The sequence below is a fragment of the Psychrilyobacter sp. genome (assembly GCF_049671765.1).
Classification (GTDB): domain Bacteria; phylum Fusobacteriota; class Fusobacteriia; order Fusobacteriales; family Fusobacteriaceae; genus Psychrilyobacter.
Window position 1 is genome coordinate 1 of sequence record NZ_JBATVM010000102.1, and the last position, 22,916, is coordinate 22,916.

A 22,916-nucleotide genomic window follows, 5' to 3' on the forward strand; every position below is an offset into this window, starting at 1 on the left:
ACAGCTCTATTATTAGTTTTTATTGAATTATTTTGAATAGTCATCACCATTGGTTCTAATAAACCTCGAGAAAGACTAACAATTGCCATTAAAAATATAGTAAAAACTGGATTACTGGTTAAGGCTAGAAGTATACATGTCAGACTTAGTGATATATAAATTAAACGTATACTTTTTATATGTCCAATTTTTTCACTTATTTTATAACCTTTTGCAGAAATCAACCCCATAATTTGAAGTCCACCAGCAATTATTCCAAAATATACAATCTCTATATTAGATTTTGTGTATTGTAATTGACTAAGAAAAACCATGACTGATTGAATGATCTCCCTAATAAAAGTAACTGAAAGAAGAAAAATAATCATCCTTTTATCTTTCAATAATAATTTAAGACTATCCTTAATTTTTATTTTTTCTTCTATAACGCAATTGTCATCAATGATAAAAAAAGCTAGAACAACTGCAATTCCATAAGGAATAATAGTCGCAAAAGCCGCCATTTCCATGGATTTTTTTAAAAAATAACCAGACATAAAAGTAGCCATAATATAACCAAATGTTGAAAACGCAGAATAACGTCCAAATACTTTCTCAGACTCACTTTTATCTGTAGAATTATGTAATATAGCAATATCACAACCTGATATCCCAGATAATGCCAATGCAAGTAGAACTCTCTCTAATAAAAACAAATTAAAAGAATCTGCCTCATAAAAAATAATTTTTGAAATAAAAAGGAGAGCATTGGATATTACAAAAATCCATTTATACCCTACTTTATCTGCTATCCAGCCCCACGGAACTTCAAAAATAATAATACACAGTCCAAAAAATGATTCGATAATAAAAATATCGCTCATTGAAAGTCCATTTGCCTGTCTGTAAAGTGTAGCAATTGGACCATAAAATACAAACCTTGAAAAAATATAATCAAGTACATCAAATAGATGTTTCTTTTACTCTTATTCAATTTAACCCCTCCTAAAATTGCACTAAAAAAATTATCTTAATATATAAGATCTTTTAGTCTATTATATCTAGAACAGATTAAATCTAAGCTCTCATTTGCATGCCTCCATAGTATTTTTCACATAATTATTTGCATTGTAATAATACCATATTTTAATTATTTATGTCCAATAAAAATGGTCAAAAAAAGAGGTGAAATAAGACCACTGAGAGGACCTTTAGTCCAACCATTGGTCTTTTAGTCCAGTGAGTGGTCTAAGCTATTCCCTACCTCTCAATCCTAGTATTACCAAGGGATAAATGATGCTTTGGTTTAAGTTTTAAGCAAACCACCTATGTCATTACAAGGGGAAACTTTTAGGAGAGCTTAGGAGGGGAATGAGGAGGGAGTTCATTTTTTTATTAATCCCTATTAAATTTTGATAATTGATTTGGATTAAGATGTGAAATCAAATCTTCTATCCCATCCTTTTTTCTCTCTTTAAAATTTAATTCTTTAATTCTATTAATAGGAGTTAAGTCAATTATTTTATCAAAAAGCTGTTTTTTCATAATTTTTCCATCAAATCTTTCAGAGTCAAATTTTACTATTCCTAAAAATTCCATATATCTTTTAAAGGTTCTAAGCCTATAAATATTATTAAATTGATCTTCTCTTGTTTGAATATAATTTTTTTCAGTTTTTAAAGGTAATAAAACCATGGGAAATGCAAGTATTATTTTTTCAGAATAAAATGTTGTGTCTCTCAAAGTATTCCCATATTTATTAATTAGGTAATATGTATATGAAACAATCTCTCCTAATCTCAATGGTTCATCATATCCATCCAGATAACCCCAATTATATTTATTAGTAAAAGCTATTACAACCTCTCTAAAAAAAGCTTTTCTATCTCCCATAATTTTTTTTCCATTCATTGTCAATGATAATTTATTTTTTCTTATCTTTGTAAATTTACATATTTCTGCTACAACCCTTGCTACTACTACACCATCGCTATCCAATTCATTTCGTAAAGTAGAAAGACCATCCTCTATTAATCCCTCTTTTATTTCATTATTATGGTAAATTTCTTTTACATATTTGGGAGGTAAATTTCCTATTTTAGTTAACTTTATTTCCCCTTCCTTTTTTAAAATTTCTAAATAATCATTTATCGTTTTAAATATTGGAACTTCTAACATAGTTTTTTCATCAATAATTTCTTTTAATCTGACCATTCCATTATTAAGAAAAGTATTATAAGTCATCATATCCACTATGTTTTTCTCTAATAAATCATACTCTTCAACTGGAATAATTCCTGGATCAATATTATCATAATTTAATTTCTTTTTGAATTTTATCTTTCTTACCAATGTGATCACTTCCTTTTAATCTTTAATAGTCTAGATTTCCTCCCATATAATCGCTTTCCCCTCTATTTACCACATTTTAGATTTGCTTAAATTAAGCAAATTCTAAATACTCATGGATCGAGAGGGGACATAGAGGGGTGAGTTCTTACCCCTTCTTCACAAATACCGATTTTTCATTAGAATAGATTACCAATCCCGGTTTTGCTCCTTTTATTTTTTTTACATATTTCTTTAAACAATAGTCTATTCGAATAGTCTCGCCTTGTCCCACTTTAGAATGTTGACTAGCCAACTCTCCTACTTTATAGAGTGTCTCATCAGATATATCTTCCCCGTTTGTCTTGACTATCAGATGACTTCCAGATACATCTTTGGCATGGAACCATAGATCGTGTCTATCTCCTATTTTAAATGTAACATACTCATTTTCTATATTATTTCTTCCATAATATACTGCGAGTCCATCTATCTCAGTTGTAGGAGGCATGATCTTCGCCACTTTTTTCTTCTTCTTTGTTTTTATTATTTTCTTAAGATACTTATTAGCTACTAGTTCTTCCTCAATACCTTCCAAAGTTTTCTTATCACAAGCATGATTTATAAAAGATAAAATGGATTCTAGATATACAATTTCAGATTTGATAATTTCTAATCTTTCACCGCTATGCTGATATCCCCTCTTATGTTTATTGTATAAGTTATAGTAATTATCCAAATTTTCACTTGAAGTTCTTTGAGGGTTTAAAGCTATCTCTATATTACAATTTTCATAAAAATCATAGAGAATAACACTTTTTTCGTATCCTTTCAATGAGTATAGATTAGCCGCTAAGATATCTCCTATTTTTTTATATTTTTCATAGGTAGAATATTTTTCTCTATCCTTATTTACATTTTTCATAGTTTTTTTATTTCTTTTTATTTCTTTTTCCACTACTTTTGCTAGAGTTCTTTTTTGGTTATTAAATTGTTCAGAATTTAATGTCTCTAATATATAAGTATCTATCATCCCATTGATCGACTCAAATTTAACTTCTTCATACCCATCTAAAGGAAGACTAAGTATCGTTCCATATTTGATAATTCCATTCTCTTTATAGAGAGTAGGAGATGCCGCTTCATTTATAATCTCATGAAATTTATTATAATCAGTCATATATTTGGCTGTAAGTTTACCCATTCCATCTATATTTTGTATCAGTGTATTCTCAGATAGATAGTTATCAAACTCCTCCTTGGATATTTCAGCAGGAGATGTTTTTTCAGTAACTATAGGAAATTTATATTTAGCTCCTCCCATGAGAAGTCTCAATTTATTCTCTTCTATAGAAAACTTTTTCAATAGATCTAAGATCATATAGTTATCATCTACCAAGATAATATTACTGTGTTTACCCATGATTTCAACTATCACTTTAACTTTTTGTTTTACTCCTAATTCATTTATCTTTTCGAATGAAAGAAGCAATATTCTATCATTTTTATACTGCTCTACCCCTGTTAAAATTGCACCTACCACATATTTTCTAAGAGATAATGAAAAACTCATAGGTTTATCAGGAGCGACTTCTTTTTTTGTAGCTATATAGCATATTGGTAGATTAGGAGTAGCCGATACATATAAGTTTAATTTTCCTAAAAATATGGATAAGCTCAGTGGTGAATATTGAAATATTTTAGTTACCTTTCTATTTTTTAGTGTTTCATCTAACTCATTTTTTAATTTTCCTAGGGATATCCCATCTATATATAACATAATTTATACTCCTTTTTACGCTGACTGAGATCTGACCTTTAAATAACGACAAAACATGATTTTAGTTTTCTTTAAGCCATAAAAAATTCTCTTTTTAAAATTTTTATAAGTCTGCATCTAAATTTTTATTCTATCAAAAATAGGAGGAAGGTTATCCCTCCCCCCTACTATTATTTTCTTATACATCTTTTTTTACTACTACTAAATTTTTAGCATCGATAGTATTTATCTCTATCACTTCATCATCATTAGTTTTTATAGCAATTACTCTGTGTGTATTAGAAACTATTCTCAATTCAGTATATAATTTTATACCCATTCCAGCAAAGAAATTTTTGATTACAGGTGTTCCTTTTACATCTAAAACACTTACAACATCTCCCTCTAAGAAATTAGTAATCACATCTGGTTTAAAAAATTCTACCTGATTTTTAAGGTTTTCTAATATCTTAGTAAATACTGTAGTAAATATTTCTAAATTTTCTGTTTCTATATTCTTTGTAATACTTGAAATTATCATTTTATGAAAGTTATTATGATAAGCTAGTGCATCTTCACCTTTTTTAGATAGAGAAACAAAAACTTTTCTTCTGTCATTATCCGATCTTTTTCTAGTAATAAATCCCTTGTTAGATAATTTATTTATGGCAACTGTAGCAGTCCCCATAGTAATACCTAATTTATCTGATAAATTGTTCATAGACAATGAATGATTTCCGATAGCTTCTATTACGTGAAGCTCTGTGGTAGTCAAACATTTAATCCCTTGTTTTAGTGCTAGCGATTCCGCTTCATAAAAAAGTTTTGTAAAATCTTCTATTACTGTATTAACTCTTTCTAAAGACATATGCCCTCCTTAACCCTTTAATTTTTCTATTTGTACCTTGTAATCTCCACCAAATACGAAAGATCCGGCTACAAATATATTTGCCCCTGCTTCTATACAAGGTTTAATTGTAGTGTCTGTAATACCACCATCTATTTGAATATCTACTGTAGAAGATAATTTCCTTACGTCCTTTATCTTTTCTATGGTAGACGGTATAAACTTTTGTCCCCCAAAACCAGGATTAACAGACATAAGTAATACCATATCCAATTCACCTATTATATAATTTAAATTTTCTATAGGTGTAGCTGGATTTAATGAAACTCCGGCTTTTATACCGTGATTTTTTATTTGTTGAATAACTCTATGAAGATGAACTGTCGATTCAGCATGAACCACTATCATATCTGCTCCTGCATTAGCAAAATCTTCAATATATCTTTCAGGTGCATCGATCATTAAATGTACATCAAAAATTAAATTTGTTTTATTTCTAATAGATTTTATAATTGGAACTCCAAATGAGATATTTGGAACAAAGTTACCATCCATAACATCAATATGAATCATATCCGCTCCAGCTTTTGTTATCTCTATTATCTCATCCCCTAATTTACTAAAATCAGCTGACAAGATTGAAGGTGCAATTTTAATTGTATTCATTTTTATGGTTCACTCCTTAAATTTAATTTGATTATAAAATAATTATATCATACTTCACTAATATTTATTCCATCTTTCTTCACTATAAAATTTATAGCACCACAAGTAAAAGTCATATCTACTCTGACTAATTCCATGATTAAGTTCGTTCTTTATTCCGCATTCAGGTTCATTTATGTGGATACAGTTACTATATTTACAGGTTCTATACTCATTAAACTCTTTAAATAAACCGGCTAATTCATCAACTGTTTTTACTGGTGGTAGCTCTATAGATGAGAATCCAGGTGTATCGATTACCCATCCACCATCTTTTAATGGTAACAGTGTTGTCCCTTTAGTAGTATGTTTCCCTCTTGAATTTTTCTTACTTGTCTCTCCTATTTCTAGGATTCTTTCTTCTTGAAGAAGATTAAGTAGAGATGACTTCCCTGCTCCAGACGGCCCTCCAAATGCAGTTATTTTATCTTTTATATAGCCTTTTACACCTTCTATTCCTATATTTTCATAAGTAGAAATATAAAATACTTCTATATCTAATCCTTTTAAAAACTCCAATTCTCTTTTTAATTCTTTTAGTCCTTCATCATCTAATAATTCAATTTTATTGATAACAGCTACTGGCTTGATATTATAATAAAAAGCATTTAATAACAATATATTAAATCTTCCTATATCAAATTTTGGGTCTAGTGCTGAAAATTGAATAACTAAATAATCTATATTTGAAACTAGAGGTCTGTGAATGATATTTTGTCTAGGATATACCTTTGTAATAAATCCATCTTCACCAAATTCTACTAAATCCCCTGTAACACAATTGTCTTTTCTATTGCTTTTCTTTAATATTCCTCTTAATCTACATTCATGAGTTTTTTCTTCTACTTGAACATAATAAAATCCCTTTATTTTCGTAATAACTCTACCTTTGATATTTATTCCTCCTCACTTTGAGATGTAACTGTAATATTTATAACCGAACCTGCTAAAACATCTTTTCCAGCAGGATAACTAATATCAATTATAGTATCTTCTGGAAAATCAGTTCTATTAACTTTTTTTACATCTCCTATAACCAACTGTTCTTCTCTAAGGATTTTTTCCCCTTCACTCAAAGAAAATCCTAGGATATCTGGCATTCTGATATTTTTTATTTTACTCACATTGATTAACATAGATACGGAACTTCCACGAGAAATCGAGCTTCCCTCTGAAGGGTCAGTCCCTATCACTTTATTATTCATATATCCTTCCATAGTATGGGAAATTCTATCTACTTTAATACCTAAATCACTTAGGATTGCTCTAGCATCCTGCACATTCTTTCCTTTCAAATCAGGTAGAATAACTGTGTCCATTCCCTTACTTATCCAAATTTTTATAGGTCTTCCTTTTTTTATATGCTTAGGAGATATCGGTAACTGAGAGTAAATTTCACCTTTTTTTACCTCTGAATAATGCTCTCCCATATTAACTAATTTAAATTCTGATTCTACCAATGCTTCGGCTTCCTTAATCGTCAGGCCTTTTAAATTTGGTGTCTCATATAAATAGTCGTGGAAAAAAAACTTTAATCCTACACTTACCGAAAGATAAATCCCAACTATAATCGCTAAACTACTTATTGTAATAATTATTTTTTTATTCATTCTATAACTCCTTAATATTACATTAAATTTCTCCCTAAATAGTAACATAGATATAGTTAAATATCAATGTTACTGTAACTACAGGATAGAATTTTAGAAAAATTTCAAAATAAAAATAAAAAATTTTACATATATAAAATAAGTAAGGTATAATTTGTTTAGATATTACAAAATTAGGAGGACGATTATGCAATTAAATTACCAAAAATTGGATGAAAATTTTATAGATGAACTCAATGGGAAAATAAAACAAATTGAGATCACTATTGAGGAGTTATTACAGATAAAAGATAAAACATACGATAATTTTTTTGATGTGATAGAACATCTTTTAGGAGATGTTGAAAAAATTTCATTCCCTCTACAAGTCGAAATCTCTACAAGCATTACAGACCTCGGGAAAAAAACATACGAGGAATATATCCCAATTATGAATGAATTCACTTCTAAATTAACTCAAAATGAAGAAGTTGCCAAGTCTATCATAAAAATCTATGAAACTGAAGACCTAACTGATGTAAGAAGAAGAATACTTGAAAAACAAATATTATCATTTAAATCAAGTGGTATAGGTCTCGATAAAGAAAGTAAAGAAAAAATCAAGTCTATTAATTTAGAATTATCTAAATTAGGAAATGATTTTAGCCAAAATGTAACTGACGCGACAAATGAATACGAATTAATTATAGAGGATGAAAAGGTTCTTTCTGAATTTTCTGAATTGGATAAAAAATCTGCTGAAACAAAAGATGGAAAATGGAAATTCACCCTTCACGGACCGTCACTTACAACATTTTTAAAATATTGTAATGATAGAACATTAAGAGAAAAACTATATAAAGCTTTTTCTACAAAGGCACCTCAAAATGAGGAACTTATTGAGAAAATCTTGACTTTGAGTGATCAAAAGGCTAAAATTTTAGGTTATGAAAATTATAGAGAACTATCTATTGCTTCAAAAACAGCTACTAACGCATCAGAAGTTATAGATTTTTTAACAGAATTAGGTAAAGAAGCACTCCCAAAGGCTACTGAAGAGATTGAAGAATTAAAAGTATTTGCAAAGGAAAAATTAGGTTATGAAACGATTGAAATATACGATTATTCATACCTCTCCAGAAAATTAAAAGAAACTAAGTATAACTTTGACCCCAGTGAAGTTAAACCATATTTCGAAAAAAATAAAGTTGTTGCCGGAATGTTCCAATTTTTAGATAACATATTTAATCTAAAAGCTAAACAAATAGATGGTATGAATTTATGGAACGACAAAGTTACAGTATTTGAATTAGAAAGAAATGGAATCCTTTTAGGAAATCTAATCATGGACTTAGAAACTAATAAAAGTAAAAGAGATGGAGCATGGGCTAACAACTGGGTTACAAGTTACTCAAAAAATGGTGTTAGAGTTCCTGCAACAGGAATTATTGTTTGTAATTTTCCTCCTAGTAAAGATGGAGTTCCATCACTATTAGATCATTCAGATGTAGTAACTTTATTCCATGAAATGGGACACGCTCTTCATCTTATCACTTCTAAAACAGAAGATATCTCAGCTTCTGGATTTAATGGAACTGAATGGGATGTCGTAGAATATCCATCTCAATGGTTAGAAGAGTTTGCTAACAACAAAGAGATCATTAAAACATTTGGAATTCACTATGAAACTGGAGAAGTTATTTCTGATAAATTAATTGAAAAAATGTTAGACTCTTTAAATTATGGTCAAGGATATATAAACAATAGACAAGTCGAGCTTGGATTATTTGATCTAATGATCTATGATAATGCATATTCTAAAGAACAAGTTCAAAAAAAATTAGATGAAGTAAGAAACATGGTTTCAGTAATAAAAACACCATCATATAATAAATTCCAATGCTCATTTAGCCATATATTCGCAGGTGAATATGGAGCAGGTTATTACTCATATAAATGGGCTGAAGTCCTCTCTGCCGACAGTTATACTGAGATGACCAAAGGTGGTGTCATCAATGTAGAATTAGCAAATAATTTCTTTGATAACCTTCTATCTCTTGGTGGATCGGTAAACATGAAAGAAAGTTTTGTAAACATTCATGGGAGACAACCAGATCCTAAGGCACTTTTAAAACTCACAGGAATACTAGTTTAAATTTAGATAACTAAATATTTCCAATAAAATGATCTAATAATTTTTTCATTTTCTACATATATTAGTCATTAAATTAGTTAGGCTTTTAGAAAATTTATTCTAAAAGCCTTTCTTCATGTCCAAACATATTTTCTTTAATTATATTTAACTAAAATTTAGGAGTTCTTTCCTTAAAAAATCTCTCCCTTAGTTACTTTGATACAAGAGTATCAATTGGTAATCAAGGGAGAGATTATAAAACGTATTTTATTTTGCTATAAAATTGATCTCTGTTCTTCTATTAGCTTTTCTTTCTTTAGGAGTCTCATTAGCGTTTAAGAAATTAGTTTCTCCTAATCCTTCTGAAATAACTTCTATATTTTCATTAGTAAGGTTTGACTTGATTTTGTCTGCTACTTTGTCAGCTCTTTTTTGAGAAAGAACTTTATTGTATTTTTCAGATCCACTGTTATCAGTATAACTACTTACTGTAAGTATTCCTGATTCTTTAGCTAAATCACTATCCATGTCATTAAAAAGTAATTCGTTATTACCCTCAGAATCTAATTCATTAATTTCGTATTTTTCCACAACGATTAAAGAGTTATATTTTTTAAGCATCATTTCTCTAGCTTCATTTTCTACGGCCATTCTATTTTGCTCTTCTATTTTGCTCTCTTGAGCTAATTTGTTTTCCTCTTCTAATTTTTTCATTTCTGCTTGTTGTTTTTCATATTCAGCTTTTGCAGCCATTTCTTTTTCTCTTGAGATTACATCTCTTCTATTTTCTCCAAATCTATAACCAAATTTGATTGAAGCTAAGTTAGCTCTATCACCTGAATACATCTTAGAAGAACCACTTAGATCCATAGTTTCATAGAGAGCTTCTAAAGTGAAATTCCCAAATTCTTTTCCTATACCAGCAGCACCATAGAATCCATCTTTAGCATGAGAATTATCATACATTGACCATCCAGCTCTACTAACTAAGTAGAATAAGTCGTTGCCAATTCCATATTTACCAGTTAAATATATAGGGAACGTATTTGCTTTTGTATCTGCTAATACGTTATCTCCATCCCCACCAGAGAATTTAGATTTCCACTCCATACCAAAACCATAGTCAAAAGGTCTATCTTCAGCATTGAATAAAAGCTCCGCTCCTAAACTACCTCCGTTATCAAAATTTGAGTATGAATTATTCCCTTCTCTCCAAGGTTCAAAGCCGCCTTTAAGTTCTAGCTGAGCTCCATAAGTCACACCACTAATTGCTATAGCCGCAAGTATAATTGATAGTTTTTTCATATTCTTCCTCCATCTTTCTAAATTTATTAGTTAATTTTAACAAAGTTAATATAAAAATGCAATATCTATGAAAATTATTTTCGATATTAATAACAGTTGAAGAAAATCAAAAAATTTACTCTGCTAATTTATATATATTTATTATATCTTCCTTTGTTAATTTAACAAAGTTTCCAAGTGTTCCATTTTGTGTAGCTCTACTTGCCATCTCTTCAAATTTATCCCCATCTATATCTGCCTGAGATAATCTTGTAGGCATATCAATAGATGTAAAGAATTCTTCTGTTCTTTTAATCCCTTCTAAAACTACAGCCTCTGGATCATCAAAATTCACATCTATATTCCAAACACGGTTAGCAAATTGTACAAACCTGTCTATATTAGTTCTATACACATACTTCATCCATGCTGGAAGTATAATAGCTAACCCTGCTCCATGTGCAATATCATAGAGAGCACTAATCTCATGTTCTATCTTATGTGAGGCCCAGTCAGATTCTCTTCCTATATCAAGAAGACCATTATGAGCTATTGTTGAAGATATCATGATCTCAGCTCGGGCATTATAATTTTCTGGAAAATCCAAAACTTTAGGAGTGTTTGAAATAATTGTCTTTAAAACTCCTTCTGATAATCTATCTGTTAATTCCACATGTTTTTCATTGGTAAAATATCTCTCCAAAACATGCGACATCATATCTACTGCACCAGCTGCAGTTTGTTTTGCAGGCAAAGTATAAGTAACTTCAGGATTCATAATTGTAAATTTAGGTCTTATTATACTGTCACTAAATGATTTTTTATACCAACCATCTTCATTTGTAAGGACACAACTTTTGCTTGTTTCACTTCCTGCTGCTGGAATGGTCAAAACTACTCCTAATGGAAGTGTATCAGATACTGTTTCTCTTTTTTCAAAAAAATCCCATACATCACCATCATATTTCACTCCAACTCCAATAGCTTTAGCTGAATCGATGGCGCTTCCTCCTCCTACAGCTAGGATAAAGTCTATATTATTGTCCTTACAAATTTTTATTCCCTCTCTCACTAAAGATAATCTAGGATTTGGTAATACTCCTCCTAATTCGAATATTTCTATTCCCTCATCTGTTAAGTTTTTTACTATTTTATCATATAGACCGAATTTTTTTAGACTAGTCCCACCATAATGAAGTAATAATTTTTTCCCATATTTAGATACTTTTTTTCCCACTTCTTCCTCTACACCCATACCGAAAACTATCTCTGTTGTATTCTGAAAATTAAAATTTAACATTTTTTCCTCCTTCATTTATGAATAACATTTTTATTCGTTTTTTATTAAAAACTTTTTTATAAGCACAAAACTATCTTGCTATTTTTTTTAGAGATCTCAAAATTTCTTTATTTTCGTATATCATTTTAAATTTATCTTTTAACCAATTTAATTCTGTTTCTGAAACTCCTAAATTAATTTTTATAAACTCCTCTATCTTCTTTTCTTCATCTGGTAATAACTGTATTCTAGTAGAATTATTGATTTCCTCGATAGTCCCTTTCCCTTCAAAGTAAGATAATAATTTTTTCCAATTTGACATACTATCAACTTTCCGTAGAAGCATAACACATGTAAAATTTAATTCAGGAATCTTTTGATATCCTCTTTTTTTCAAAAATTTTAGTATTTCTTCATTTTTTTGAGTATGAAAAAGTAGTTCTCCACTTTTTTTTGTATTCATGATTTTAGGCATCTTATTGGTTTTACCTTCCATCTTAAGATACTTTGAAAGAGGTACTATCTTTGTCTCCAAATAAAAGTTAACAGCAAACTCGTTAAAACTTTGAGATTTTGGTAGCTCTCCACTTGCTATTACGCTTATCATTTCATCTATTTTTTCAAAATTCACCACTCTTAATCACTCCTCTATTTTTGTCACAAATTATACAAATTCAAAATTTTATATTTTCCGTTTCTTATCCATGTATACATTAGTATCCACGTTCTATTTTTTTAAGTTATTTAATAACTCCTACAGCTACTCCTACAAAGTAATCATTTATATCTTGCTCGTTAAAATATATTGGTTCATAATCCTCATTTTCGCTAGATAATAATATAGAGGTTCCTATCTTCATGTATCTTTTTAATACTGATTTTTCTTCCATTATTACTGCTATTATATCATTAGTTTTAGGACTTCTTTTCTCTACTACTACTAAATCACCATCACATATCAACGGAACCATACTATCACTGCAATTTTCTATTATATAACTATAGTTCTCACTAACCCACTCTTTAGGTAATAATATTTTTTCTTTTTGACCTTCATAGTCTGTATACATATTTACCCATTTAAACTTAGGCAGCGATATTAGATCCCTTTTATTGTACGTTACATCCCCATCTTTATCCTCTGCAATAATAGTATCTTCATCTATTACTAGATACGGTATCTCACTATTTTTTTTTAAATTTGAATATATAAATTCTTCTCCTACAACTTCTTCTACCATATCTAACGTGAATTCAGGTATTTCAGATACCTCATAGAATTCAGAATTATATATTTTTATGTCCCGACCATTGGTTAGTATCCCATATTCCACAGATTTTTCCATAATCATATAACTTTTCAACTGCTCAAATCCATCTAATAATTCCACTTCCTTTGATTTTGTTTCTATAAATATATATGGTTTTTTCTTGTTATAAATAACTATATCTACAAAGTATTTTTTAGATCCAAAAGTTAACGAATACTCAATATCTATAAGTTCTAATCTGTATTCATAAGTAGATATAAGTTCTTTAATTAACCACTGCCTCACCTTTTCCTCGTTAGAGTGATGATCGATTAACTGGTCTTTAAAATAGTAATCATCTACAGGGATATTATAAAATATCCTCATTTTTTTATCTGTATCTATCTGTAAAAATTTATACCCTATATCTCCTATAAATTTACTGGGAGTTCCAGATGACAATAAATATAACTCCTCAATAGCTCTAGTCATCCCTACATACATGAGTTTTCTCTCTTGTATCTCTTCATATTCTTTCAATTCCTCTATATTAGATGAATGAAATGGCAATATTTTTTCATTTAAAGAGATCATAATTATTATTTTAGTTTCAATTCCCTTTATAGAATGCATGGTGAATAATTTTATCTCATTAGAATCAAAATCATCATTCCCACGATCTATAAATGTTGTCTGAACTCCCAATTTTTCCATGAGAAGTTTAAAATTTAATAACTGATTTTTAGTTCTTCCAATTATAGCAATATCACTTTTAAGAGTCTTTGAAAGTCGACCGTCTAATAGTTTTTTTACATAGGTAGCTTGCTCTCTTTCAGATAAAAACTCCTTAAATATTGGATAGTTTCCGTATCTATCAATAAGGTATGGTTTTACATAGTCTGAGTTTCCTGTAATAACTTCATTTTTATTTAGGAGGCTATAGGCAGCTTTAGATATTTGTGTTGTAGTTCTAAAATTTTTACTGAGAGTTTTGCTCTTCCCTATCATATTAAAACCTATACTAGCAAATGTTCTCTCTCCTCCCATACCCAACCATGAATGAGAATATATACTTTGGGCACTATCAAATAAAAATGTAAAACTAGAGTGACTTTTATTAGCGTATAATCCTCTTATAAATTCTAATTGTACTTTGGATAGATCTTGACATTCATCTATCAAGATATGAGTATATTTTTTCTTGATTTTATTTCCTAATTCCCCTAAAGCAATCAGCCTCATATCATTATAATCTATGATATTTTCTTTTAAAAGGTTCTCTGTATAGAGTTCCATCAATTCAAATATTGCCTTTCGCACTATTGAATTTTTAGGTAATTTCTGAGTAGTAACTCCTAATTTTAGACTTCCTATCCTACTAGCTTCCTGATATTCCGCTTCATCTATATAGTTGCAGGCTTTGATCCAATTTATTTCTTCCAATAAAAAAGCCGTATTCACATCTTCAAATATAGAGACTTCACTATATTTTCCTTTTAATTTTTCTATCAGCTCATTTAAAATACCGTGTTTCTTATGGTTAGTTGGGTTAAGTTTTAAATCTGTTTTAGATTTTTTTTGATATTCCAAAAAATATCCGTACATCAAACTATCAACGGTTGTTATCTTTACTCTATCTTTTGGAAATCCAAACAATGAATGCATATTATATTGAGTTATATTATCAACCTTATTATAAAAATAAGACACATAGTTAACCAAAGTTTTATTAAATGTAATAAATAAAATATTGTCATCTTTATCATGACAATAGTTATTTAGTAAATATGATATTCTGCATATTCCCACTGTGGTTTTACCGCTTCCTGCTATTCCCTTTATAAGCATATGCCCATTCGGTTTTGTATATGCTATTTTTTCTTGTTCTTTATTCATAAGCAACTTAAATCACCTTCTTATTATTGTATATCTGAGCTAGAGTACTAATTATATTCCTATTATACAATAATAGTTTACTATTCGTAATTATTATTTATTTATTATCTGAATTCTTAATCAAAATGATAAGAAAATAATAAATATAAGACTATTTATTAAAATTTAATTTTTAATCCAACAATTATTAAGATATAATATTTATATAACTTTCCAAAGGTGGTTTTTACTTTGCAAAACGAGAAATTTTTCATTAAACTTATAAAAAAATGGTATCATCCTAAAAAAATAAATATTTTATATTCAATTTCACTTATCCTTCTATTAATTTTTATGGCCTTAGCAATAATTTATTTTGCTGGTGGAACTCAATATGTTTATACCAACCTTATGTATATTCCTCTGGTATTTGCAGTATCTAGCTTTGGATATTTAGGAGGACTCTTTTTTGGGTGTCTCGCTGGTTATCTTACTAGTTTTATTCCTTTATCAGTTGCAACTATGGAGATGCAGTCTACTGAAAATTGGGTATATAGACTTTTATTTTTTGTTATCGTAGGTACTGTAAATGGATTTATTATCGATACAATCTTAAAAACTTTAAAAGAAGTTGAAAAATTAACATTTTGTAATCGAATTACAACCATATCCAATAGAAAATGCTTTGATACTTTTTTCACCCCTAAAGAATATCTCCATGGTAAATATTTAGCTGTTTTTGAAATTGAAAACTTCAATCAAATTCTCAATGAATATGGGAACTTTATCTTAGAAGATTTTATAAAAATTTTATCTCTTAACTTTAAAAAGGTATCCCAAGATAAGATTAAAGTTTTTCATTTTAGAGATAATTCTTTTGGGTTATTAATGGATAATTACAACCCCTATTCTTTTGAAAAAAAAGTGAAGATCATAGAACAACATATCTTCATAGGTAATATCTTGATATATCCTGAACTAAGTATCGGAGTTGCAAAATTTGTAGATACACATAAAAGCTTATTACAAAATGCAGAGATTGCAAGAGCTTATTCAAGGAAAAATCTATTTTCATATTATTATTTTAACGATAATATCAATAATCTTCACAACAAAAAACTTTCTATTTTAAACGAATTACCTACTGCAATTGAAAATAATCAATTCTATCTTTATTTTCACCCTAAGGTAGCGGTTAAAACTGGTTTAATAAGCAACGCTGAAGTCTTGATAAGATGGATCCATCCTACGAAAGGAGTTATTTCTCCAGATTTATTTATGCCATATATGGAAAAGACTAATTTAATAAATACTTTTACAAATTGGTTGATCCAAACTTCCCTTGAAACTCAAGAAGAATGGGAAAGTAACGGATTCCATATAAAATTAGCTTTAAACACACCTATAACATGTCTTAAAAATAAATCAGTTATCAACACTATACAAAATTACAATAGAAGTTTAAAAAATTTAGAGTTTGAAATTTTAGAGAGAAATTTAATTGAGGATTTTAAAGAGATAAACTCAATTATGAAATGTTTAAAAAAATATGGCATCAACTTTGCCCTAGATGATTTTGGCACTAGTTTTTCTTCAATATCTTATCTAAGAAACCTTCCATTCGATAAACTAAAAATAGATAAAATGTTTATAAAAAATATGACAACCGATCAAAGAGATTACAATATAGTTAAATCTTCTATTGATTTAGGAAAATCTCTAGGATTAAAAATTATAGCCGAAGGTGTTGAAGATCTAGATACTTTGAACCTTTTAAAAGAGTTAAACTGTGATTCTGCCCAAGGATATTTCTTTACAAAACCTTTAGAATCGAAAAAATTCAAGGAATTTTGTATCAAACATAATAATCGGGTAAAACATCTAAATGAATAAAAAGTTAAGAGGCTGATTATATATAAATCAGTCTCTTTTTTATGATATAATAAAGAGACTGATTTAGATTTCATTAACAATTTATACTTTTTAAACATGGGAGGAACTTTGAAATATACACTTATAACAGGAGCTAGCTCAGGAATCGGATTGAATTTAGCCCTTATCTTTGCTAAAAACAATCATAATCTGATCTTAGTGGCTAGAAATAAAAAAACATTGGCCCTCCTAAAAGAAAAATTAGATCTACTATACAAGATAGATGTAAAAATAATACCTTTGGATATATCAGGGGAAGTAGGAGCTACAAACTTATATAAAATAATAAAAGAAAGAATGTTAAAAGTAGATATTCTTATAAATAATGCAGGTATAGGATATCACGGTAATTTTTTAGAAAAAAATACACAAGCTGATATGGATCTAATAAACTTAAATATAATTACTCCTACCATCCTTACAAAATTATTTTTACAGGATATGATAAAAACTAAAAGTGGAAAAATATTTAATATAGCCTCTACAGCCAGTTTTCAGAGTGGACCACTTATGAGTGTTTACTACGGGACAAAATCATATCTATTAAATTTTTCTGAAGGTATAGCAGAAGAACTAAGAGATAGTAATATAAAGATAGTTACTCTATGTCCAGGTCCTACAAAGACTTCCTTTGAAAAAATGGATAAGATAGAAAAAGTCCACTTTAAAAATTTTCATATAGCCGATCCTGAAGATGTCGCAAAGTACCTTTATAAAAATATAAATACTAAAAAAGATATCCTCATTCATGGGAATTTAAATAAATTCATGATAGCTTTTACAAAATTTATTCCTAGAAAGATAAATTTAAACTTAGTAAAAAAAATACAACAAAAAAAGTAGGAGGGCAAGATGAAAAAGATAAAATTATTAACTTTATTGGTTATACTTACTGCTAATACAGCCTATGGTGCGGGTAGAAATATCATAGAGAGTAGGATAGGTAGCAATTTCAATGGGACATATAACAGTGTAGAAAGAAATGGAACTGAGCTTTTTGGAAAAGAGTCAAAAATTGGTTATGAATTTATTTTTGAAGGATTAAAAGAGACATATCCTAATACATATATGGGGTTAGGTATCGGTTATCAAAAACATGGTGCAACTAAAAATTTAGATAGAAATTCTAGTGAATTATATACATCAGTACCAGTATATGGTGCAATAAAATATCAATTTAATACTGATGGGACCATTCAACCATTTTTAAAAACAAATATCGGATTTTCTTTTAACCAAACCGAAAGTGGGCTAAGAGGTATAGATGAAAAAGTAAATCCAGTTGGATTTTATGGAGCTATAGGTGGGGGATTTGAGATAGAGCAATTTATAATAGAACTTTCTTACCAGATTAATACAGCTAAAACAGATAATAATATAAAAAAAAATATAGATCATAGCAGAGTTACATTGGGATTAGGATATAGATTTGATTTTTAAAGGAGTCTTAATATGTTGATAAAATTATTTATTTCTTTTTTTAAGATAGGTTCATTTACCTTTGGAGGAGGATACGCAATGTTACCCCTCATAGAAAAAGAATTGGTGGAAAAAAGAGGATGGATCACAGAGGACGAACTTATGGAGATGTTTGTAATCTCTCAGATGACTCCCGGAACCATAGCTATAAATGCCTCTACATTTATAGGAAATAAAAAAGCTGGAAAATTAGGTGGGTTCGTAGCCTCCCTTGGAATTATATTTCCATCCCTTATAATTATTACATTAATCTATAATTTTCTAGGAAATTCCTTTGATAATCCAGTGATTAATAGCATTTTTTTAGGAATTAGAGCTTGTATCATAGGTCTTATCGCAAGTTCAACTTTAAAAATATGCAAAAAAAGTTTTATATCTAAGATAAGTTATATTATCTTTATAATTGCATTTATTTTATTATTGATATTTAATATCAGCCCTATTTCGCTTATTATTTTTGGGGCATTGCTTGGAGCTACAGCTACTTTTTTGTTTCCAAATAGAGTGAAATCTATCTTGGAGGTAAAATAAATGACTTATTTTATGACTCTCCTAAAACTATTTACCATGTATTTTAAGATAGGATTATTTAACTTTGGAGGAGGATTGGCTTCTATCCCTCTTTTACAAAATGAATTAGAAAAAAATGGATTTATGGGATATGATGAATTTCTTAATGTATTGTCTATCTCTCAAATGACTCCTGGTGCTATAGCTATGAATACCGCGACATTTGTAGGAAATAAAGTAGCTGGCATCCCAGGAGCAGTTGTTGCAACAACTGCTCTTGCACTGCCATCTATCATAGTTATCCTTATTTTAGCTAAAGTCTTACAGCAATTAGAGGAAAATATCTATAAGAGAGCTATTTTTTTTGTTTTAAAGTCTTTAACCACAGCCTTAATTTTATATGCTGGATACATGATTGCGCGTGCTACTTGGTTAATCGAAAATAAGATAGAAATAAAGACAATTGCTATTTCTCTTCTTATGTTTGGAATAGCTTATAAGAAAAAAATTAATCCAGTTATTCTCATTATCTCTTCAGGAGTTTTAGGATATATCGGATTATACATAATGTAGCAAAACTCCTACATCATAGGCATTATAGGAGCCTCCTCCTTTATTACCTCTCCTACCAGCACTTCAGTGGTAAGTATAAGAGCTGCTATAGAAGCTGCACTTTGTATAGCCGATCTAGTTACCATGGTAGGATCAATTATCCCTCTTTCAACCATATGAACATACTCACAACTAAGTGCATCAAATCCAATTTCAGAATCTAAATCCATGACTTTTTGGACTATATCTCCTCCATTAAATCCAGCATTTTCAGCTATTTGTTTTAGAGGTGCCAAAAGAGATCTAACAATTATACCTACTCCTTGTTTTATCTCCTTTGAATCTCCTAAATCTAAGATTTTTAATTGTTTAGAGATATCCACTAATACACATCCTCCTCCAGGGACTATTCCCTCTGAAATCGCTGCTTTTGTAGCATTTAGTGCATCTTCAATCCTTAGTTTTTTCTCTTTTAATTCTGTTTCAGTAGTTGCTCCTACACGAATAACTCCTACTCCACCAGATAGCTTTGCCAGACGCTCCTGTAGTTTTTCCGTATCATATTCAGAAGTAGACTCACTTATTTGAGTTTTTAATTGCTTTAATCTTGATTGAACTAGTCCCTCATTTCCTAGTCCTCCTACAATAACAGTACTATCTTGAGTTATCTTTACCTTAGTTGCACTTCCTAGATGTAAACTTATAGTATCAGATATATTCATACCTTTTTCATTAGATATCAAAGTTCCTCCAGTAAGAATTGCTATATCTTCTAAAATAGCTTTACGTCTATCTCCAAAGGCAGGAGGTTTTACTGCTATAACACTTAGGGTTCCCCTTAATTTATTCAATACAAGGGTATTTAGAATTTCTCCTTCAATCTCTTCAGCAATTATCAGTAAAGGTTTCCCACCTTTTATACATTCTTCTAAAATAGGCAGGATATCTTGCATATTTTTTATCTTTTTATCTGTTATTAATATATATGGATTTTCTATAACCGCTATCATCTTTTCTGTATCAGTTGCCATATATGGAGAGAGATATCCCTTATCGAATTGCATACCTTCTACTACATCTAAGGTAGTTTCTATTGAGCTAGCCTCTTCTACAGTAATCACACCTGTTTCACTTACTTTTTCTATGGCATCAGCTATTAATTTCCCTATAACTTCATCTCCCGCCGATATAGTTGCGACTTGGATGATTTCCTCTTTGTTTTCAATGGTTTTGCTTCTCTCTTTTAGGAGTTCCATCACCTTAATTGTTGCAAGCTCTATCCCTTTTTTTATAAAAACAGGATTTGCACCTTGAGAAACAACTTTTAAACCTTCTTCTACAATTGCTTGAGCGAGTACTGTAGCTGTAGTAGTTCCGTCACCTGCCACATCATTGGCTTTTATAGCTACTTCTTTTATTAATTCTGCTCCCATATTTTCAAATATATCTTCTAATTCAATCTCTTTTGCAATGGATACCCCATCATTTGTTATAAGTGGAGGTCCATATTGCTTTCCTAAAACTACATTTCTTCCCTTGGGTCCTAGAGTAACTTTTATTGTATTTGCTAAGGTGTCTACACCTATTTTCAATTTCTCCCGTGCCTCTTCATTAAATTTAAATATTTTTGCCATTTCTCCTCCTACTTTTTCTCTCTTTATAGAATTTAATCTTATTTATTTTGAGTAACATCATTTTCTTACACTAAAATCTTTAAAAATAAAAAATGAGTGGAAAATCACTCATTTTTTATTTTTAAAGATTACTTTATTAACGATTTTTTTAATTTTTCTTTCATTTGCTCAAATCCATTTTTCACTGCTTTTTCATAGGCAATTTCCTTTGAGTTTTCATCGATTCCCTCTCCACTAGCACTAATAGTAAGTAAATTTTCTACTTTTTTCTTATTGTATAATCCTACTGTAATATTTAACGTTGTTATAAAAGATTCTGGGGTAATCATTTTTTTATTGTAATAAACTGCTGGGGTAATCGATGTATGATTACTGTTTAACACCACTTTAACCAAAGTATTTACTGAAGAATCATTATTACTCGTAACTGCTACCTTATCATCATTTTCGCGAGAGATAGATGCTAACATAGAGTAAAAATAATTATCAAAATACTCTTTAGAATCTTTATCAAATTTACCACTACTCTTAACGTACAGAATATTTACTCCATTATATAAACTGTTACTATTAATTTGTTTTTCTATTGATTCAAGATCATTTCTTATCTGAGTCTTTGTATATGGTAAATTATAAATTTTAGCACTACCCAGTATAATAGCTACATTTCTATATGATTCAAACTCATCATAGCTTTTTAGAGCACTAGTTAAATAGTTCTTTTTAAGATTTAAATCTTCTGTCTGAGAAAATTGCATATAATTATTATTAATCAAACCTCTAAGTTGATTGGCTTTTTTTTCATACAAAACCATCTTTGCTTCGTCTAAAGTAGCAGTGGCAGTATATTTTGATCTAAACCATTTTTTCTTAACTTTGAAGTCTACACCTAAAAGATTAGTTTCTGAAATAGTAGATATCCCAGACGAAACCTCTCTATTTGACTGTCCGTTAGTTAGGCTTTTGTTACTGGTAAAATCACTTTTTATAGTTACCTGTATTTGATTTGATAGATCTGCCATAGCTTCTTTTTTTGCATTGACTTCGCTATTTCCTCTTCCTACTCCTTCTAAAGTTTTTGAAAAACTTGAGATGGTCATAAGAACACCTAAAAATAATATCATTATTTTTTTCATAGTTTATCCTCCGAATTTGTTTCTATAGTTTCATCCTGAGTTTCATCTTTAACTTCTTTCATTTCTTTAACAGGATCAATTTCGTTGTTAGAGTCTCCAAAATAAGTATTTAGTTCCTTTTCTAATTCAGCCTGTGAAGATTCTGCTTTTATTTTTAATTTTAAATTTTCATCTGTATAATTATTTGGGTTATTTATAGCTTTTGTTGTAGATTCAATCAATCTTTCATTATCTACAGTCATCAAAACAAATAATTCATCTTGAGGAGATATCCAAGTTTCTTTTAGAGACGCTCCCTTCAGATCTACACTGACCAATTCTTTTGTTATATTTTCTGAAAGAGCATCTACACTAGTAGATTCTCCTACCCCTATTTTACTAGTATAAGCTTTAAATAATCCATCAACTTTAGTTTTAATTTGTCCTCCTAAATCAAGTCTTGCACTGGCCATGGCTTCCTTCCTTGCAAAATCAAATCCTAGATCTGTCATCTTAGCTGATCCTATTCCAGCAATTCCTTTATCATAACTAGGTTGAATTACCCATTTAGGATATTCTTTCATTTTTTCATAGTTTACATTGGTTCCTAACTCGGGTTTTGTTTCCTTGGCAGTACAACCACCAAAGGCTGTGGCAGTTAAAAT

At 29.5% G+C, this 22,916-nt stretch carries 20 protein-coding genes; 6 read left to right on the forward strand and 14 right to left on the reverse strand.

The window, feature by feature from the left end:
• The 7 genes from WBG30_RS04990 to WBG30_RS05020 all read right to left on the reverse strand — a co-directional run.
• Positions 1 to 929: MFS transporter (locus WBG30_RS04990; RefSeq protein ID WP_424503561.1), on the reverse strand; the 929-nt coding region annotated here is incomplete at its 3' end.
• A gap of 445 nt (positions 930 to 1,374) precedes the next feature.
• Positions 1,375 to 2,331 carry a hypothetical protein gene (locus WBG30_RS04995; protein WP_424503543.1) on the reverse strand — a complete coding sequence of 319 codons (957 nt, stop codon included), beginning with the start codon at positions 2,329 to 2,331 and terminating at the stop codon, positions 1,375 to 1,377.
• 145 nt (positions 2,332 to 2,476) lie between these two features.
• On the reverse strand, positions 2,477 to 4,087 hold the full coding sequence (locus WBG30_RS05000) for an Rqc2 family fibronectin-binding protein (protein WP_424503544.1): 1,611 nt from the start codon (positions 4,085 to 4,087) through the stop codon (positions 2,477 to 2,479).
• Between the two features lie 178 nt (positions 4,088 to 4,265).
• Positions 4,266 to 4,934 (reverse strand): MarR family winged helix-turn-helix transcriptional regulator, encoded by a 669-nt coding sequence (locus WBG30_RS05005; protein WP_424503545.1) that lies wholly within the window; start codon positions 4,932 to 4,934, stop codon positions 4,266 to 4,268.
• A 9-nt stretch (positions 4,935 to 4,943) separates the two neighbouring features.
• Complete coding sequence (gene rpe / locus WBG30_RS05010) at positions 4,944 to 5,579, reverse strand: ribulose-phosphate 3-epimerase (protein ID WP_424503546.1); 636 nt, start codon at positions 5,577 to 5,579, stop codon at positions 4,944 to 4,946.
• Between the two features lie 57 nt (positions 5,580 to 5,636).
• Positions 5,637 to 6,497 (reverse strand): ribosome small subunit-dependent GTPase A, encoded by an 861-nt coding sequence (gene rsgA / locus WBG30_RS05015; RefSeq protein WP_424503562.1) that lies wholly within the window; start codon positions 6,495 to 6,497, stop codon positions 5,637 to 5,639.
• A gap of 17 nt (positions 6,498 to 6,514) precedes the next feature.
• Entirely contained in the window at positions 6,515 to 7,228 is a 714-nt protein-coding gene (locus WBG30_RS05020) for a PASTA domain-containing protein (RefSeq protein WP_424503547.1), read from the reverse strand.
• Positions 7,229 to 7,415: 187 nt separating this feature from the next.
• Between WBG30_RS05020 and WBG30_RS05025 the strand changes: the two genes are divergently transcribed.
• Positions 7,416 to 9,362 (forward strand): M3 family metallopeptidase, encoded by a 1,947-nt coding sequence (locus tag WBG30_RS05025; protein ID WP_424503548.1) that lies wholly within the window; start codon positions 7,416 to 7,418, stop codon positions 9,360 to 9,362.
• A gap of 246 nt (positions 9,363 to 9,608) precedes the next feature.
• On the opposite strand, the gene WBG30_RS05030 is transcribed toward WBG30_RS05025, so the two are convergent.
• The 4 genes from WBG30_RS05030 to WBG30_RS05045 form a co-directional block, all read right to left on the reverse strand.
• Positions 9,609 to 10,646 carry an OmpA family protein gene (locus WBG30_RS05030; RefSeq protein WP_424503549.1) on the reverse strand — a complete coding sequence of 346 codons (1,038 nt, stop codon included), beginning with the start codon at positions 10,644 to 10,646 and terminating at the stop codon, positions 9,609 to 9,611.
• Between the two features lie 115 nt (positions 10,647 to 10,761).
• Positions 10,762 to 11,925 (reverse strand): iron-containing alcohol dehydrogenase, encoded by a 1,164-nt coding sequence (locus WBG30_RS05035; protein WP_424503550.1) that lies wholly within the window; start codon positions 11,923 to 11,925, stop codon positions 10,762 to 10,764.
• 70 nt (positions 11,926 to 11,995) lie between these two features.
• Positions 11,996 to 12,538 (reverse strand): hypothetical protein, encoded by a 543-nt coding sequence (locus WBG30_RS05040; RefSeq protein ID WP_424503551.1) that lies wholly within the window; start codon positions 12,536 to 12,538, stop codon positions 11,996 to 11,998.
• 106 nt (positions 12,539 to 12,644) lie between these two features.
• Entirely contained in the window at positions 12,645 to 15,050 is a 2,406-nt protein-coding gene (locus WBG30_RS05045; protein ID WP_424503552.1) for a UvrD-helicase domain-containing protein, read from the reverse strand.
• Between the two features lie 231 nt (positions 15,051 to 15,281).
• On the opposite strand from WBG30_RS05045, the gene WBG30_RS05050 reads away from it, so the two are divergent.
• From WBG30_RS05050 to WBG30_RS05070, 5 genes are all read left to right on the forward strand, one after another.
• Positions 15,282 to 16,922, forward strand: a complete 1,641-nt coding sequence (locus WBG30_RS05050; RefSeq protein WP_424503553.1) for an EAL domain-containing protein — start codon at positions 15,282 to 15,284, stop codon at positions 16,920 to 16,922.
• A gap of 108 nt (positions 16,923 to 17,030) precedes the next feature.
• Positions 17,031 to 17,804, forward strand: a complete 774-nt coding sequence (locus WBG30_RS05055; RefSeq protein WP_424503554.1) for an SDR family NAD(P)-dependent oxidoreductase — start codon at positions 17,031 to 17,033, stop codon at positions 17,802 to 17,804.
• Between the two features lie 9 nt (positions 17,805 to 17,813).
• On the forward strand, positions 17,814 to 18,401 hold the full coding sequence (locus WBG30_RS05060; RefSeq protein ID WP_424503555.1) for an outer membrane beta-barrel protein: 588 nt from the start codon (positions 17,814 to 17,816) through the stop codon (positions 18,399 to 18,401).
• A gap of 12 nt (positions 18,402 to 18,413) precedes the next feature.
• The gene (locus WBG30_RS05065) at positions 18,414 to 18,971 is read left to right on the forward strand and encodes a chromate transporter (RefSeq protein ID WP_424503556.1); all 558 of its coding nucleotides are present in this window, start codon (positions 18,414 to 18,416) and stop codon (positions 18,969 to 18,971) included.
• The gene (locus tag WBG30_RS05070) at positions 18,972 to 19,523 is read left to right on the forward strand and encodes a chromate transporter (RefSeq protein WP_424503557.1); all 552 of its coding nucleotides are present in this window, start codon (positions 18,972 to 18,974) and stop codon (positions 19,521 to 19,523) included.
• Between the two features lie 8 nt (positions 19,524 to 19,531).
• On the opposite strand, the gene groL is transcribed toward WBG30_RS05070, so the two are convergent.
• The 3 genes from groL to WBG30_RS05085 form a co-directional block, all read right to left on the reverse strand.
• Complete coding sequence (groL, locus tag WBG30_RS05075) at positions 19,532 to 21,136, reverse strand: chaperonin GroEL (protein WP_424503558.1); 1,605 nt, start codon at positions 21,134 to 21,136, stop codon at positions 19,532 to 19,534.
• Between the two features lie 128 nt (positions 21,137 to 21,264).
• The gene (locus WBG30_RS05080) at positions 21,265 to 22,272 is read right to left on the reverse strand and encodes an LPP20 family lipoprotein (protein WP_424503559.1); all 1,008 of its coding nucleotides are present in this window, start codon (positions 22,270 to 22,272) and stop codon (positions 21,265 to 21,267) included.
• Positions 22,269 to 22,916: LPP20 family lipoprotein (locus tag WBG30_RS05085; protein ID WP_424503560.1), on the reverse strand; the 648-nt coding region annotated here is incomplete at its 5' end. The genes WBG30_RS05080 and WBG30_RS05085, both read right to left, overlap by 4 nt.

Coding starts and splice junctions, on each gene's coding strand:
- WBG30_RS05000 (WP_424503544.1), bottom strand. CDS start 4,087: ATGTTATATATAGATGGGATATCCCTAGGAAAATTAAAAAATGAGTTA.
- WBG30_RS05005 (WP_424503545.1), bottom strand. CDS start 4,934: ATGTCTTTAGAAAGAGTTAATACAGTAATAGAAGATTTTACAAAACTT.
- rpe (WP_424503546.1), bottom strand. CDS start 5,579: ATGAATACAATTAAAATTGCACCTTCAATCTTGTCAGCTGATTTTAGT.
- WBG30_RS05020 (WP_424503547.1), bottom strand. CDS start 7,228: ATGAATAAAAAAATAATTATTACAATAAGTAGTTTAGCGATTATAGTT.
- WBG30_RS05025 (WP_424503548.1), top strand. CDS start 7,416: ATGCAATTAAATTACCAAAAATTGGATGAAAATTTTATAGATGAACTC.
- WBG30_RS05030 (WP_424503549.1), bottom strand. CDS start 10,646: ATGAAAAAACTATCAATTATACTTGCGGCTATAGCAATTAGTGGTGTG.
- WBG30_RS05035 (WP_424503550.1), bottom strand. CDS start 11,925: ATGTTAAATTTTAATTTTCAGAATACAACAGAGATAGTTTTCGGTATG.
- WBG30_RS05045 (WP_424503552.1), bottom strand. CDS start 15,050: ATGAATAAAGAACAAGAAAAAATAGCATATACAAAACCGAATGGGCAT.
- WBG30_RS05060 (WP_424503555.1), top strand. CDS start 17,814: ATGAAAAAGATAAAATTATTAACTTTATTGGTTATACTTACTGCTAAT.
- WBG30_RS05065 (WP_424503556.1), top strand. CDS start 18,414: ATGTTGATAAAATTATTTATTTCTTTTTTTAAGATAGGTTCATTTACC.
- WBG30_RS05070 (WP_424503557.1), top strand. CDS start 18,972: ATGACTTATTTTATGACTCTCCTAAAACTATTTACCATGTATTTTAAG.
- groL (WP_424503558.1), bottom strand. CDS start 21,136: ATGGCAAAAATATTTAAATTTAATGAAGAGGCACGGGAGAAATTGAAA.
- WBG30_RS05080 (WP_424503559.1), bottom strand. CDS start 22,272: ATGAAAAAAATAATGATATTATTTTTAGGTGTTCTTATGACCATCTCA.